General features: G+C 69.6%; 16 protein-coding genes. 7 read left to right on the plus strand and 9 right to left on the minus strand.

Going from position 1 to position 13029, the window contains the following annotated elements; all coding sequences use genetic code 11:
- Window positions 1-436: 436 nt before the first annotated feature.
- The gene (gene rpoH, locus RM543_RS09155) at window positions 437-1336 is read right to left on the minus strand and encodes an RNA polymerase sigma factor RpoH (protein ID WP_311690791.1); all 900 of its coding nucleotides are present in this window, start codon (window positions 1334-1336) and stop codon (window positions 437-439) included.
- Window positions 1337-1533: 197 nt separating this feature from the next.
- A complete protein-coding gene (locus RM543_RS09160) occupies window positions 1534-2547 on the minus strand; it encodes an RluA family pseudouridine synthase (protein WP_311691360.1) in 1014 nt (337 codons plus the stop codon).
- Between the two features lie 20 nt (window positions 2548-2567).
- Here RM543_RS09160 and RM543_RS09165 point away from each other — a divergent pair, with 20 nt between their 5' ends.
- Window positions 2568-2921: a DUF6476 family protein gene (locus RM543_RS09165; protein ID WP_311690793.1), complete on the plus strand. Its 354-nt coding sequence runs from the start codon at window positions 2568-2570 to the stop codon at window positions 2919-2921.
- A gap of 4 nt (window positions 2922-2925) precedes the next feature.
- Here RM543_RS09165 and RM543_RS09170 read toward each other — a convergent pair whose 3' ends face one another.
- A complete protein-coding gene (locus RM543_RS09170; RefSeq protein ID WP_311690795.1) occupies window positions 2926-3573 on the minus strand; it encodes an ImuA family protein in 648 nt (215 codons plus the stop codon).
- Between the two features lie 110 nt (window positions 3574-3683).
- On the opposite strand from RM543_RS09170, the gene RM543_RS09175 reads away from it, so the two are divergent.
- Window positions 3684-4730, plus strand: coding sequence for an aldo/keto reductase (locus RM543_RS09175; protein ID WP_311690797.1), 1047 nt, complete (start codon window positions 3684-3686; stop codon window positions 4728-4730).
- Between the two features lie 22 nt (window positions 4731-4752).
- Here the strand turns inward: RM543_RS09175 and RM543_RS09180 are convergent, their stop codons facing one another.
- A complete protein-coding gene (locus tag RM543_RS09180; protein ID WP_311690799.1) occupies window positions 4753-5031 on the minus strand; it encodes a DUF3572 domain-containing protein in 279 nt (92 codons plus the stop codon).
- 89 nt (window positions 5032-5120) lie between these two features.
- Here RM543_RS09180 and RM543_RS09185 point away from each other — a divergent pair, with 89 nt between their 5' ends.
- Entirely contained in the window at window positions 5121-6650 is a 1530-nt protein-coding gene (locus RM543_RS09185; protein ID WP_311690801.1) for a diguanylate cyclase, read from the plus strand.
- Between the two features lie 99 nt (window positions 6651-6749).
- On the opposite strand, the gene RM543_RS09190 is transcribed toward RM543_RS09185, so the two are convergent.
- The 4 genes from RM543_RS09190 to RM543_RS09205 form a co-directional block, all read right to left on the minus strand.
- Window positions 6750-7253, minus strand: coding sequence for a periplasmic heavy metal sensor (locus RM543_RS09190; protein ID WP_311690803.1), 504 nt, complete (start codon window positions 7251-7253; stop codon window positions 6750-6752).
- Window positions 7246-7659, minus strand: a complete 414-nt coding sequence (locus RM543_RS09195) for a hypothetical protein (RefSeq protein ID WP_311690805.1) — start codon at window positions 7657-7659, stop codon at window positions 7246-7248. Before RM543_RS09195 ends, RM543_RS09190 begins: the two co-directional genes overlap by 8 nt.
- Window positions 7656-8249, minus strand: coding sequence for an RNA polymerase sigma factor (locus tag RM543_RS09200; RefSeq protein ID WP_311690807.1), 594 nt, complete (start codon window positions 8247-8249; stop codon window positions 7656-7658). Before RM543_RS09200 ends, RM543_RS09195 begins: the two co-directional genes overlap by 4 nt.
- Before the next feature lie 123 nt (window positions 8250-8372).
- Entirely contained in the window at window positions 8373-8975 is a 603-nt protein-coding gene (locus RM543_RS09205; protein ID WP_311690809.1) for an EF-hand domain-containing protein, read from the minus strand.
- Between the two features lie 254 nt (window positions 8976-9229).
- Here RM543_RS09205 and RM543_RS09210 point away from each other — a divergent pair, with 254 nt between their 5' ends.
- Both RM543_RS09210 and RM543_RS09215 read left to right on the plus strand, forming a co-directional pair.
- A complete protein-coding gene (locus RM543_RS09210) occupies window positions 9230-9661 on the plus strand; it encodes a DUF983 domain-containing protein (protein WP_311690811.1) in 432 nt (143 codons plus the stop codon).
- On the plus strand, window positions 9642-10313 hold the full coding sequence (locus RM543_RS09215) for an NUDIX hydrolase (protein ID WP_311690813.1): 672 nt from the start codon (window positions 9642-9644) through the stop codon (window positions 10311-10313). The genes RM543_RS09210 and RM543_RS09215 overlap by 20 nt, the downstream gene beginning before the upstream one ends.
- Window positions 10314-10318: 5 nt before the next feature.
- On the opposite strand, the gene RM543_RS09220 is transcribed toward RM543_RS09215, so the two are convergent.
- Window positions 10319-11203, minus strand: coding sequence for a DMT family transporter (locus tag RM543_RS09220; protein WP_311690815.1), 885 nt, complete (start codon window positions 11201-11203; stop codon window positions 10319-10321).
- Window positions 11204-11308: 105 nt separating this feature from the next.
- Here RM543_RS09220 and RM543_RS09225 point away from each other — a divergent pair, with 105 nt between their 5' ends.
- Complete coding sequence (locus tag RM543_RS09225; RefSeq protein WP_311690817.1) at window positions 11309-11926, plus strand: heme NO-binding domain-containing protein; 618 nt, start codon at window positions 11309-11311, stop codon at window positions 11924-11926.
- A complete protein-coding gene (locus RM543_RS09230; RefSeq protein ID WP_311690819.1) occupies window positions 11923-12933 on the plus strand; it encodes a GGDEF domain-containing protein in 1011 nt (336 codons plus the stop codon). Before RM543_RS09225 ends, RM543_RS09230 begins: the two co-directional genes overlap by 4 nt.
- Window positions 12934-13029 lie beyond the last annotated feature (96 nt).

Below are 13029 nucleotides of genomic sequence, written 5' to 3' on the forward strand. Positions count from 1 at the left end.
CGTGAACCAGCTTCGCGGACGGTAGCGGAGGGGGGAGGAGGGGAAAAGGGCTGGCGATGCGCGCGAAAGAGGCGCGGCCTGCGCGGGGCCCGGTTTGAGGCCGCGCGCGCTCAGGGAGCATTGCCCGCTTCTCTCGGGATCGGGAGGCCGAGTGTCGCTCCGGCGTTCCGGTGGAACGAAGGCCTGTGGCGGATAGCCCGGCCCGTCCTGTCCGGCTTTCGACGAATTGGACCGAGGCGAGGCGGCCGCCCGGGTCTGGCACTGTTCGGGGGTGCCGCCTCTCCGTCGCATGGCGTCAGGCGAAAAGTGGGCGCCGATGGCTCTTCGTTCGGTGCATGCCCGGACATGCGCGCCGACGCATATTCCCCCTCCAAGCAAGAGCACCCGGCCGCATCATCTGCGGCCGAGTGCTCTTACGGTTAAATCTACAGCCGGATCAGGCCGGTTCGGCCACCACGCCGCGCTCCGATGCGAGGGAGCGCATCCGGTTCTGGAGCTTCTCGAAGGCGCGGACCTCGATCTGGCGGATCCGCTCCCGGCTGACATTGTAGACGCCGGAGAGGTCTTCGAGGGTCACTGACGGCTCGGAGAGACGGCGCTGGGTGAGAATGTCCTTCTCCCGGTCGTTCAGCACCTCCATCGCCTCCATCAGAAGCTCCCGCCGGACGCTCATCTCGTCATTCTCGGCGTAGGCTTCGGCCTGGTCGGCCTCCTCGTCCTCGAGCCAGTCCTGCCACTGCGTCGAGCTGTCGCCGTCGCTGCCGATCATCGCGTTGAGCGAGGCATCCCCGCCGGACATCCGGCGGTTCATGCTGACCACCTCGTCCTCGGTGACCCCGAGATCGGTGGCGATGCGCTTGACGTTGTCCGGCCGCAGATCGCCCTCTTCGAGCGCACCAAGGCGGGCCTTGGCCTTGCGGAGGTTGAAGAACAGCTTCTTCTGGGCGCTGGTCGTGCCCAGCTTCACGAGGCTCCAGGACCGGAGGATGTACTCCTGAATGGAGGCGCGGATCCACCACATCGCGTAGGTCGCGAGGCGGAAGCCCTTCTCCGGGTCGAACCGCTTGACGGCCTGCATCAGGCCGACATTCGCCTCCGAGATCACCTCTGCCTGCGGCAGGCCGTAGCCGCGATAGCCCATGGCGATCTTCGCCGCGAGACGCAGGTGGGACGTGACGAGCTGGTGCGCCGCCTCGCTGTCCTCATGGTCGGTCCAGCGCTTGGCGAGCATGTATTCCTGCTCCGGCTCCAGCATCGGGAACTTCCGGATTTCCTGCAGATAGCGGTTGAGGCCCTGTTCCGGCGACGGTGCCGGGAGACTTGCAAAATTGGCCATGACCTTCCCTCCGTGTCGAGCGGGCGGGCACATGTTCGAAGGCATGCCTCGCCTGTTGGATCAGATATAAGAACTAAACCGATCAGTTCAAGTTCGTCCGGTCCGGATTTCTGCCGTGTCCGCATCGAACATGGAAACAACGCATTAATGAAGGGTTACCGTCGCAGTCTCACGTCGAAATGAGGCATATGTCAGGCTTAGCCCGAGGCGCGGAGGGCTTCGAGAAGCGCCGTCATGTCCTCCGGGAGGGGGGCCTCGAAGGACAGCCGCTCCTCGCTCACGGGGTGAACGAACGCCAGGGTCGCGGCGTGAAGCGCCTGCCTTTCAAAGCGATCCATCGCCTCGGCCGCGGCGCCGAGGGACTTCTGCGGGGCCCTGCGGCGACCTCCGTAGACCGGATCCCCGGCAAGCGGAAAGCCCAGGTGCGACAGGTGGACGCGGATCTGGTGGGTGCGCCCGGTTTCGAGGCGGCATTCCAGAAGAGCGGCGGCAGGAGGCGTCCCGAAGGTCTCGCGGGCACGGGCGCGGGTGACGGCCCGGCGGCCGCCCGATTGCTGGACGGCCTGTCTCTGCCGGTCCTTGGGATGACGGCCGAGGCGCGTTTCGATCCTGAGGATGCCGCCGTCTTCCCAAGCCGCGGCGGACATCCCGCCGAGACGGGGATCGGCCGGATCCGGCGCGCCGTGGCAGATCGCGAGGTAGCGGCGGTCGGCGGTATGTGCCTCGAACTGCGCGGCGAGGCCATGATGGGCGGCGTCGGACTTGGCGACGACGAGAAGCCCCGACGTATCCTTGTCGATCCGGTGCACGATGCCGGGACGGGCCGACCCGCCGACGCCGGAGAGCGTCTCGACGCAATGGCCGAGGAGCGCGTTGACGAGGGTGCCCGAGGGGGTTCCGGGGGCGGGGTGGACGACCATGCCGGCGGGCTTGTTCACCACGATCAGGTGAGCGTCCTCGAAGGCGATGTCGAGCGGGATGTCCTCGGCCGTCATGTGGGTCGGGGCAGGGGGCGGCACGTCGATGCGAAGACGATCGCCCTCGGCCACCCTGGCCCTGGGATCGGTGAGGGGCGCACCGCCCAAGCTGACATGGCCGTCCTCTATGAGCCGCGCGAGGCGCGAGCGGCTGAGCGCGGCGCTCTCTGGCACATCCCGCGAAAGCGCCTTATCAAGCCGACGCGGCGGCTCGGCTCCGATCGTCACCCATATCGCGTCTTCGAGGTCTTCCAATGAACCGCCCTTCGCTCACGCCCGATTCAGATGCCGGGGAGGTGCTCCCGGCCGGTCCGCCGCCGGACCCGGCCGACCTGCGCGCGCTGCGCTGGCTGAGGGGGCTCGTCATGGCGCTTTTGGTGACGATGATCCTCGGTGTCGGCACCGTGAGCGGTCTCGTCGCGCTGCGCCTGTCGGCCCCCTCGGCGCCGCCGGCCTTCCCCGATAGCCCGGACCTGCCGCCGGGCGCAACGCCCCTTGCGGTGACCCGCGGCGACGGATGGTGGGCGGTGGTCACGGATGACGGCCGCATCCTGATCCTCGGGGCGGACGGAACGGTGCTGGACGAGGTCGCCGTCGCGCTGCCCTGAGCGCTCAGGCGAGCCCGTCGAGGAGCGGCACGAGGCTCAGGCGCCGGTCCGGTCCCTCGCGCGCGGTGAGCATCCAGTCCGCCGTCGGTGCGGAGCGGGCCCTGAGGCGGCTGATGCGCCAGCGTCCGAAGCTCTTCCTCGGCGCCTCCGAATGCCGCGAGGCCAGGGACCAGCGCGTCTCGATCCCGGCGGAGCCGCCGTCCGCCGTCAGGATCAGCCCCATCGGCCAGTGCGCCGGATCGTCCTTCCGCTCGGACCCCGTCTCCGCGGCGAGGTGCAGCCGCCGCACCGGCGTCAGTCCCGGCGGACGGGGCAGCTCGGCCACCACGGTGGGGACGGAGCCCGAGCGCAGACTTTCCTCCATGCACCACAGCAGATCCTCCTCCCGCCGCGGCGTCACGGTGTAGATGCGGGCGGGATCCATCCAGCGGGTCAGCCCCTCGCCGTTCAGACGTTCGGGATACCAGGCCGGCACGATCCAGATGACCGGGCCGGGGCGGGCGCCGGCGATGGCGACGGCGAGGGTCCGCCTGGCGGGGCCGCAGATCTCGTGCGTCCGGCCGAGGGCGAGGTCCATTCCGGGCAGGAGCGTCATCGCGGGACGCGCGTTGCGAGAGGTCCGGGAGAGGAGGGTGTGAAGCGACTCGGTCATGGTCCAAGTTTAAAATGTTCACACTTCGTTCTCAAGCCTGCTCCTCTTGCGGCTGGCGCTCCGTCGGGTAGTCCGGTGGAGAAGAGATCCCTTGCGAAGGACATGCTGCGATGAAGACGAGAAAGATCGGCGAAAGCGGCCTCGAGGTCAGCGAAATCTGCCTCGGCACCATGACATGGGGCAGCCAGAACGACGCGGCCGAGGCCCATGCCCAGATCGACCGGTCGGTCGAGGCCGGCGTGACCATCATGGACGCGGCCGAGATGTACCCCACCACCCCGCGGCGGGACGCCACCACCGGCCGCACCGAGGAGATCATCGGCGAATGGTATGCGGGCGCCGGCGGCCGGCGGGAGAAGATGCTGATTGCCACGAAGATCGCCGGGCCGAACGGCGGCTTCGCGCATGACGGGCGCGGCGTCCATCCCGACACGATGCGCTCCTCGCTCGAGGCCTCGCTTCGGCGCCTCGGGACCGACCGCATCGACCTCTACCAGCTTCACTGGCCGAACCGCGGCTCCTACCACTTCCGCCAGAACTGGGACTTCGATCCCACCGGCATCTCCCGGACCGAGACCGAGCAGCACATGGCGGACGTTCTCGGCACCGCGGCCGAGCTTCGCGCGGAAGGCAAGCTGCGGGAGATCGCGCTATCGAACGAGACCGCCTGGGGGACAGCCAAGTGGCTGGAGATCGCCCGGCGGGACGGCCTGCCGCGGATGGCCTCGATCCAGAACGAGTATTCGCTCCTCTGCCGCCTTTACGACACGGACCTCGCCGAACTCTCGGTCACCGAGGACGTGCCGCTGCTGTGCTACTCGCCGCTCGCCGCCGGCCTGCTGACCGGCAAGTATCGCGGCGGCGCCGTGCCTGAGGGCAGCCGTCAATCGATCAATTCCGGCCTTGGCGGGCGCATGACGGACGGGGTGCACGCGGCGGTCGAAGCCTATGCGAACATCGCCGAGGCGCACGGGCTGGACCTTGCGCAGATGGCGCTGGCCTTCTGCATGACCCGGCCCTTCATGGGTTCCACGATCATCGGCGCGACGACGCCAGAGCAGCTCGAGACCGCTCTCGGCGCGGCTGACGTGACGCTGACGGGCGAGGTGATGGCCGAGATCGGCAAGGCTCACAGGGCCCACCCGCTGCCCTACTGAACGAGCCCGCGACCCGGCGGCGTCAGGTCCATTCGGGCAGGGCGCCGCCGGGCAGTTCGGACCGGGCGAGCCGCAGCGTTTCGGGGGCGACGTTCTCGGCCTCGGCAAAGCGCATCACCCAGGCATCGTCCATCATGACGAAATCCAGCACCGAGGCGAGGAACTCCGGATCCGCGGCGCCCTCGGCCAGCTCGTCCCGCGCCAGGCCCGACGAGCCGAGGAAGACGTCGAGCAGATCGTCCTCCCGCGCCAGCCAGCCCAATGCCCTGATGGCGAGAATTTCGGCGCTATCCTGCGACATGATCGATCCCCGGAGGTCTGGTCATCATTTGTTAACCATTTCTACCCAAGAGTGAACGTATCCCTAGGGCGAGGTGAATTTTTACCAAGATGTCCGGTCCTATTCTCATCATCGATGATCTCGCAACCAACCGTATCGCCCTCAAGGCGCAGCTTGGTGAGAGTTGTCATGATTTCGTTCAGGCGACGCTGTGCAACGGGTTTCGGGAGGCGCGGCGGACGCGTCCGCAAATCGTTCTTCTGTCCGTGGGGGACGACAGGCTGGGTGTGAGCCTCTGCCGCCGCATGAAGACGGACCCGTTGCTCGCGCACGTGCCGATCATCGCCATCTTGCGGATGGGGGAGGAGGGCACTTCCAACGACGCGCCGGCGATCCGCCGGGGGGCACTTCACGCCGGGGCGGAGGACGTGATGAGCGTACCCGTCGATGCCACACTGCTGCTGGCGCGGATCCGCAATCTGCGGCGCGTGGCGGCGGAGGCGCAAGACATGACGCCGGACGCCGTACTCGGCCCGGAATCCTTCGCGACGAGTGCATCGGCGCAGACCTGGTTCGGCACGGGGCCGGCAGAAGCCGCCCAAACCTTCGAACGGCCGGGGCGGGTGGTGATCGTCGCTGCGGATCGCGGCGAGGCGATTCTCTGGCGCGGGCGCCTCGCGCGCTTCTGCCACCACGCGATCGAGATCATGGACCGGACCGATGCGCTCGACGCCTGGGAGGAGCGACGGGGCAGGCCGCGCGGCCGCGACGCCGAAGCCCGGACCCCGCCGGACCTCTTCCTCGTCCTGTCGCGGCGCGATGCGATGCCGGGCGAGGTGCTCGGCCTCGTGAACGATCTGCGCTCCAACGAGGCGACGCGGCAATGCGGGATCATCGTCGCCACGTCCGATCCCGAGATCGCCGCCTACGCCCTCGATATCGGAGCCTGGGACGTGATCGGCCTGCCGGTGGATTTCGAGACCTGCGCCATCCTCCTGTCCCGGCAGATTGCCCGGAAGCGGGGTGCCGACCGTCGCCGCCGCGCGATGCGCGACGGACTCGAGGCTGCCGTCCTCGACCCCCTCACGGGTCTTGCCAACCGCCGGGCCGTCCTCGCCGTGCTGGCCGACACCTTGCAGAATGCGGCCAGGACCAAATCCTGCTGCGGCGTCCTCGTGGTCGACCTCGACAACTTCAAGGCCGTCAACGACACGTTCGGCCATGCGGCGGGGGACATCGTCCTGTCAGAGATCGCCAGCCGCCTGTTCCGCGTCTGCCGGACGGGCGACCTGATCGGACGGATCGGCGGTGAGGAGTTCCTGGTGATCCTTTCCGAGACGGACCTGGCGGAAACGCTCGCCATGGCGGAACGTTTGCGGCGGGCGGCAAGCAGCCGCCCCGTCGCCTTGGCGTCGACGCCGGCGGGGAGCACGATGAAGCGCGAGGCGCATTCCCTGAGACAGACGATCTCGATCGGCCTGACGACGTTCTGCGGGGAGGCTGGCCGCAGTTCGGCGGACATTCTCGCGGATGCGGACCGGGCGCTCTACGCCGCCAAGACCGCGGGCCGCAACCGGGTCATACGATCCTGCGCAAGCATCAAGGGCTCGAGAGGGGAGGACGTGGTGCCCGCTGGATGAGGGGGGGCGCGAGCGGCAGCCGGATCCTTCTCGATCGTTCGGCGCAGGGCGTTGCGACGAAATGGTTTTCGGGGACCGGGTGCCGGCCGGTGCAGGCTGTCAGTTCCGCTCCCTTGGCGGAGGGCCGCGCCGTCCTGGTCCGCGGCGGATCGCCTGTTGCAACCGGTCCGCAAACGCCGCGCGATTGGCGGCGTCCATCATCAAGAGGCGCTCGATCATGATCGCGTGGCCGCGCCTCCGGCCCCGGTCGACGATCTCCCCCTGCCGGGCGAGCAGGCTTTCCAGCCGGGCGGGGTCGAACGGATCCGCGCGGAGCGCCTCGATCGTCTCGGCGAAGGTTGCGCGCATTTCCCGGCGATCCGTCCGGAAGGCGTCACGGCCCTCCGCCGCCGCGCCGCGCAGCGCCTCCCGATCCCGCTGGCCGAAGGCGGACAGATAGGGGCCGAGGCCCAGTTCGCCCTCGACGCGCGCAGGATGGTGCCGGTCCTTCAGGGCCGCACCGATGACGATTCCGCCGACGAGCAGGTTCAGGGCCAGCGACAGGACGAGAAGGCCACGCAGCCAGATCGGCGCGCGGCGGGGCGGGGCGGGCGTATCAGCCATCGACGGCGGCATCCTCGGTCAGAAGGGGGGAGATATCGGGCATCGCCCACGCAAGGGTGGTCTCCTCGCCGCCGGTCACGCCCGGCAGGGACATGGCGAAAGGCGGAGCGTAGCCGATCCAGAGACCCGCCAGCGTCGCCGCGCCGAGGGTCGCGACGGCAGGCCAGCCGCCGAGGGCGGCGAGCGCGCGCCTGATGCGCCCGCGGGCCGGGAGCGATGGCGCCGGTGCGTCCCCGGGGTCGATCTCCCGCGCTTCGGCGACGTCGTAGGCATCGGCGAGGATGCGGCCCATCAGGGCGGTCGAGGGCGCGGCCCCTTGCTGCCGCGCCGCCACGAAGAGGGCGTCCAGCTCGACATCCTGCGGCGCGTCCGGTTCGGTCCCCGTTGTCTTGTTCCTCGTGTTCATTCCTCGAACCCCAGTTCGTCGCGACGCCCCTTGAGGATCGCGGACAGGCCGCGCTTGCCGCGCGCGATCAGGCTTTCCACCGCCTCGACGCCAAGACCCATCACATCCGCGATCTCGGGGTTGGGCAACCCCTCCAGGTGGCGAAGGGTGATGGCGGTGCATTGCCGCTCGGGCAGGTTCGCCAGCGCGGCCCGGAGCGCGGCAGCGCGGGCGCGGTGCTGGAGGCCCGTCTCGACGCTAGGGGCGTCCGCGGCGGGCTCGGTTCCCTCCGGGAACGCGATGTCCCAGCCGACCGAGCGACGTCGGCGCAGGCGGTCGGTGCAGAGGTTCGACGCGACCCGCCAGAGCCATGTCGAGACCTGCGCCTCCCCCGGGCGCCAGTCGGGCGCGATCTTCCACAGCCGCAGCATCGCCTCCTGCGTGACGTCCTCCGCCTCAGCGCCATCGCCGAGCATCCGGCTCGCCAGCGCATGGATGCGCGGGGCGAGGCGCAGCGTCAGCGCGCGGGCCGCCGTGCGGTCTCCGCCGGCATAGAGCGCGAGAAGGTCCTCGTCGGACCTCTCCTCGATAAAGTCGAGCGGCATGTCCATCCTTCGGCTTTGGTATCCTGCCGGTTCGTCGCCCGGCAATGGCGGGCGGGGCGGTCAGGGCGGGGCCGGGCGGAGATCCGCGCCGGCCCCGCCGCGCGGGATGTGCTCAGTCGCGGGGCCGCGTCACTCGGAGTCCTGCCCGGCGGGCCCCGGACGCAGTGCCCTGAGCGCGTCGAACTCGGCCTGGCTCAGCGATCCGTTGCCGTCCGTATCGCCAAGGCGGATCATGGCGCGGGCCATGCCGCCTCTCTCCGCCCCGCCGCGCCAAGTGCCGCGATGCGGCCTACCGCCATCCTCAGCGTGCTCCCGCTTGCCGGGATGCGCGCCGCGCATGTCGGGCCCGCCGCGATGCCCATGCATCTCCGCTCGCTCCGCCGCGTCCAGGGCGTCCTGACGCGTCACCGCGCCGTCCCCGTCCGTATCGAGCTTGCCGAACATCCGGCCCACGCGCCGTTCGAAGCGCTCGGCCTCCCGGCGTTCCGCCGCGGCGCGCATGTCCTCGAGGCTGATCTCGCCGTCGCCGTCCCTATCGGCGGCGTCGAACATCGCGGCAGCACGGGCGCGGGCCCGGCTCGAGAGCTCCTCGAGGGAGAGTTCGCCGTCGCCATCGGCATCGAGATCGGCAAAGGCCGGGCGGTCGGCGCGCTCGGGGCCGGCGTTCTGGGCGAAGGCCGCCGGGGCGAGGCCGGCGGCGATCAGGGAGGCGATCAGGGTCATCCGTGTCATCTTGGAACAGGTCCTCTGGGGGAATATGTCGTTCGCTTCGAAGCCCCGGTCCGCTTTGGTCCCGTGGGGGACGCCACCGCCCGGCGCTTCAAAGGGTTCCACGCAGCACGCGCCGCATTCCGTCGTCACGGTTTCGTCAGATGCCAGCCGCCCGCGCCGGCGGTCCCGAAACCCTGCGACCGATGCACCGGTCGCCATGAGGCCCGATCTTCCCTATGTATGGTTTTGCGAGCAGCACCGAAGGAGCCACCGCCATGGATCTCGAACACGGCACAGAACAGCGCCCGGCCGCGCCTGTACGGGACGAGGACGACCGTCCCCTCGGCCAGTCCGTCCTGCGCGGCTTCCGCCAGCGCTGCCCCAATTGCGGCGAGGGGAAGATCCTTTTCAAGTACCTCAAGGTGCGGCCGGCCTGTCCCGTCTGCGGGGAGGATCTGTCCCACCAGCGCGCCGATGACGGCCCGGCCTACGTCACCATCCTCCTCGTGGGGCACATCCTCGGTGTCGTGATCCATCTCGTCTGGGTCCACCTGCGGCCCAGTCCGCTGACGATGGCGCTGACGCTGTCGGCCGGCGTCATCGTGCTGTCGCTCTGGCTCCTGCCGAGGATCAAGGGGGCGTTCGTCGGCCTTCAGTGGTCCCGCAGGATGCATGGCTTCGGGCAGGGTGAGCCGGCCACTGACTGAGGCATCGCATATCCCGGTCCGCCCCGCGGCGACGGTGATCTTCCATCGCGAGGCCGCGTCCGGGCCGGAGGTGCTGATGGGCCGGCGAGGCGGGCGCGCGGCCTTCCTTCCGGGCCGCATGGTCTTTCCCGGGGGCGCTGTCGAAGACGCCGATGAGGAGATTCCGCTGGCCGCGATGCCGCCGGAGCGCGAGCTGCACCGGCTCGGATTGCGCTCCGGGCTTGCGCCGCGGGCGCTCCTCGTCGCCGCGATCCGGGAGACGTGGGAGGAGACGGGCCTCATTCTCGGCGCGGCCGGGGCGTGGAAGGATCCGCCCGCAGGCTGGCGCGGCTTCGCTAGAGCGGGCTACCTCCCCGACGCCTCCGCGCTTCGTCTCGTCTTGCGCGCGGTCACGCCGCCGGACCGGCCCCGCCGTTTCGACGCGCGGATCTTCAGCGCGCCGGCCGCGGCGCTCATCGAGGCGGGACACGCGGGGGACGGGGAGCTCTCGAGCCTTGCCTGGGTGCCGATGGAGGCGGCCCTCGCCGACGATCCGCCCTTCATAACCCGCCTCGCGCTGGGCGAGCTCGCCGATCGCTTCGAGAGCCCAGACCTTCCGCCGCGCCTCGTTGCCTGCGAAGCGCGCCTGACCCGGTCGAGCCGCCTCGGCTGATCCCGTCAGGTCAGCACGATCAGCGCCAGGATGGACGCGCCGAGCGCAGCGATTCCCGTGCCCTCGCGCAGGGTGATCCGTTCTTCGAAGAAGAGAACGCCGCCCGCGATCCCGAATAGCAGCTCGACCTGTCCGACCGCCTGCACCACGGCGGCATTCATCTGCGCGAAGGCCGCGAACCAGCAATAGCTTCCCGCGAGCGATGTCAGTCCGACGAGCAGTCCCGGCCGCCATGCGCGCAGCACGGCGACGATCTGCGGCCTGTCGCTGAGGGCGAACCACGCGGCCATGATCGCGGTCTGCATCACGACGACGATGGTCAGCGCGACCCCGGCGCGGAGGGCCACCGAACCGTCCATGAGCGCCAGCGTCGCCCCGCGATACGACACGCCCGCCACCGCGAAGGCCGCTCCGGAGGCGAGGCCCAGCATCAGCGCCCGCCCGTCCGGGCGCAGGCCGCGTTCAGGGAGGGACAGGACCACGAGACCGCATGCGCCGATGAGGATCGCCAGCACCGCGAGGAGCGGGAGCGTGTCGCCGAGGATGGCCCAGCCCATGGCCGCCGTCATCAGGATCTCGGATTTCTTCAGCGTGATCCCCACCGCGAAATGCCTGAGGCGGAAGAGGCTCACCACCCAGATCGTTGCCGCGATCTGCCCAACCGCACCGCCGAGGGCGAAGAGCCAGAAGGAGGGCGCGGCGGCCGGCATCTCCTGTCCTGCGACAAGCGCGGCGCCGAGGCCGAGGACGAGGAAAGGCGCCGCCCAGAGGAAGCGGGCCCACGTGGCGCCGGCAGAGGACAGGCCGCCCATGTTCAGCCGCTTCTGCAGTGCGAAGCGCACCGTCTGGAAGAGGGCTGCGGCGAATGTGGCGAGGATCCAGGGCTCCATCGCGTGTCCTTGGCATGCGCGCGGGAAGGGCGAAAGCGCGTATTTGCCTCTCGTTAGGGATTGGGCCCTAACGTGCAGTGGGGGCAGAGACGGGATTCGAGGCGGATGCACGGTCTGATCAACAGGGCGATCCAGGGGTTCGCCGTCGATACGGCGGGACCGGATGCATGGCGCCGCGTGGCACGGGAGGCGGACATTGATCCCAACCAGCCCTTCATGCCGCTCATGGTCCGCAACACGCCGGTGACGCACCGCCTTCTCGAGGCAACATCCCGCGTCCTCGAAAAGCCGGCTCCCGTGGTGCTGGAGGATCTGGGGACGTGGCTCGTCGCCGGTCGGGGGACCGCGCCGATCCGCCGCCTCCTGCGCTTCGGCGGCGAGACGTTCCCCGATTTCCTGCATTCCCTCGAGGATCTTCCGGGCCGCGCCCGCCTGGCCGTCTCCGGCCTTCAACTGCCGACGATACGCCTCGGTCAGGGCCGCGACGGGCGTTACACGATCGCGATCGACGCGCCGCATGGCGGTTACGGTTACGTTCTGTGCGGCATCCTGCGCGCCCTGGCGGACGATTACGGGACGCTCGCGCTTCTCGATCCGCCGCCGGAGGAACCGGAAGACGGTGCGTTCGGTGCCGGCAGTTTCCATCTCGGGCTGACCTTGATCGATACCACCTTCGCCGAGGCAAGGGCGTTCTCGCTCGTGGGTCCGGAGCGCGGCGAATGACGGCGTCCGGGCAGAGCGACCTCCGAAAGGCGCGTTCCGCGCCGCCGCTTGGCCTTGCGCCCGAAGCGCTCGAGCGGCTGATGCCGATGCACCTCGTCGTGGGTGCGGATGGCACGATTGAACAAGCGGGGCGAACGATGACGCGGCTGCGTGCCGGGCTCGCGGGGCAGAACCTCTTCGAGGCCTTCGACCTGCGCAGACCGGCTGGGGCGTGCAGCGTCTCCGATCTTGTCGCCGGGGAGGGGCGCCTGCGTCTCGGCTTCCGCGAGTTTCCCCGCACGGCCTTCAAGGCGACCGCGGTTCCTCTGCCCGAGGGCGGCGGCGCGCTTGTGAATCTCTCCTTCGGGATCTCGATCGTGGATGCGGTCCGGCAGTATGACCTGAGCGCCGGGGACTTCGCCGAGACCGATCTTGCCATCGAGATGCTCTACCTCGTCGAGGCGAAACACGCGGTGATGAGCGACTCGGAGCGCCTGACCGCGCAGATCTACGGCGCGCAGCAGGCTGCCGAGGAGAAGGCAGCGACCGACGCCCTGACCGGGCTTCGGAACCGCCGCGCGTTTGACAGCGCATTGCAGGCTCTGGTCGCCGGTGGCCGGCCCTTCGCGGTCTTCCAGATGGACCTCGACCATTTCAAGGCGGTGAACGACACCCACGGCCATGCCGCCGGCGACGATGTGCTGCTGAGGGTCGCCGCGATACTCTCGGGGCAGATCCGGACGGGCGACATCGCGGCGCGCCTCGGCGGTGACGAGTTCTGCCTGCTCCTGCCGGGCACCGTCGATCCGGGCCGGCTCTCGGCTCTCGGCGAAACCCTGATCGCCCGTATCGAGGAGCCGATCATGGCTGGTGGGGTCACCTGCCACGTGTCGGCCTCCATCGGCGTTGCGGTGTCTCGGGGGACGGACGCGGACCCCGCGTCGCTTCTCTCCCGGGCAGATGCCGCCCTCTACGCCTCCAAGCATGCCGGGCGCGGACGATGTACCTTCGCCGAGGAAGAGGGGTGACGGGCATTGGCGAGAAGGTGGCGAATGCGCCGATGAGAGAGTACTCGGCGGCGTTCGGCGTTCGGCGTTCGGCGTTCGGCGTCCGGCGGCAGGCCT

The organism is Tropicimonas omnivorans (assembly GCF_031846565.1).
In the GTDB taxonomy this organism is placed as follows: Bacteria; Pseudomonadota; Alphaproteobacteria; order Rhodobacterales; family Rhodobacteraceae; genus Tropicimonas_B; species Tropicimonas_B omnivorans.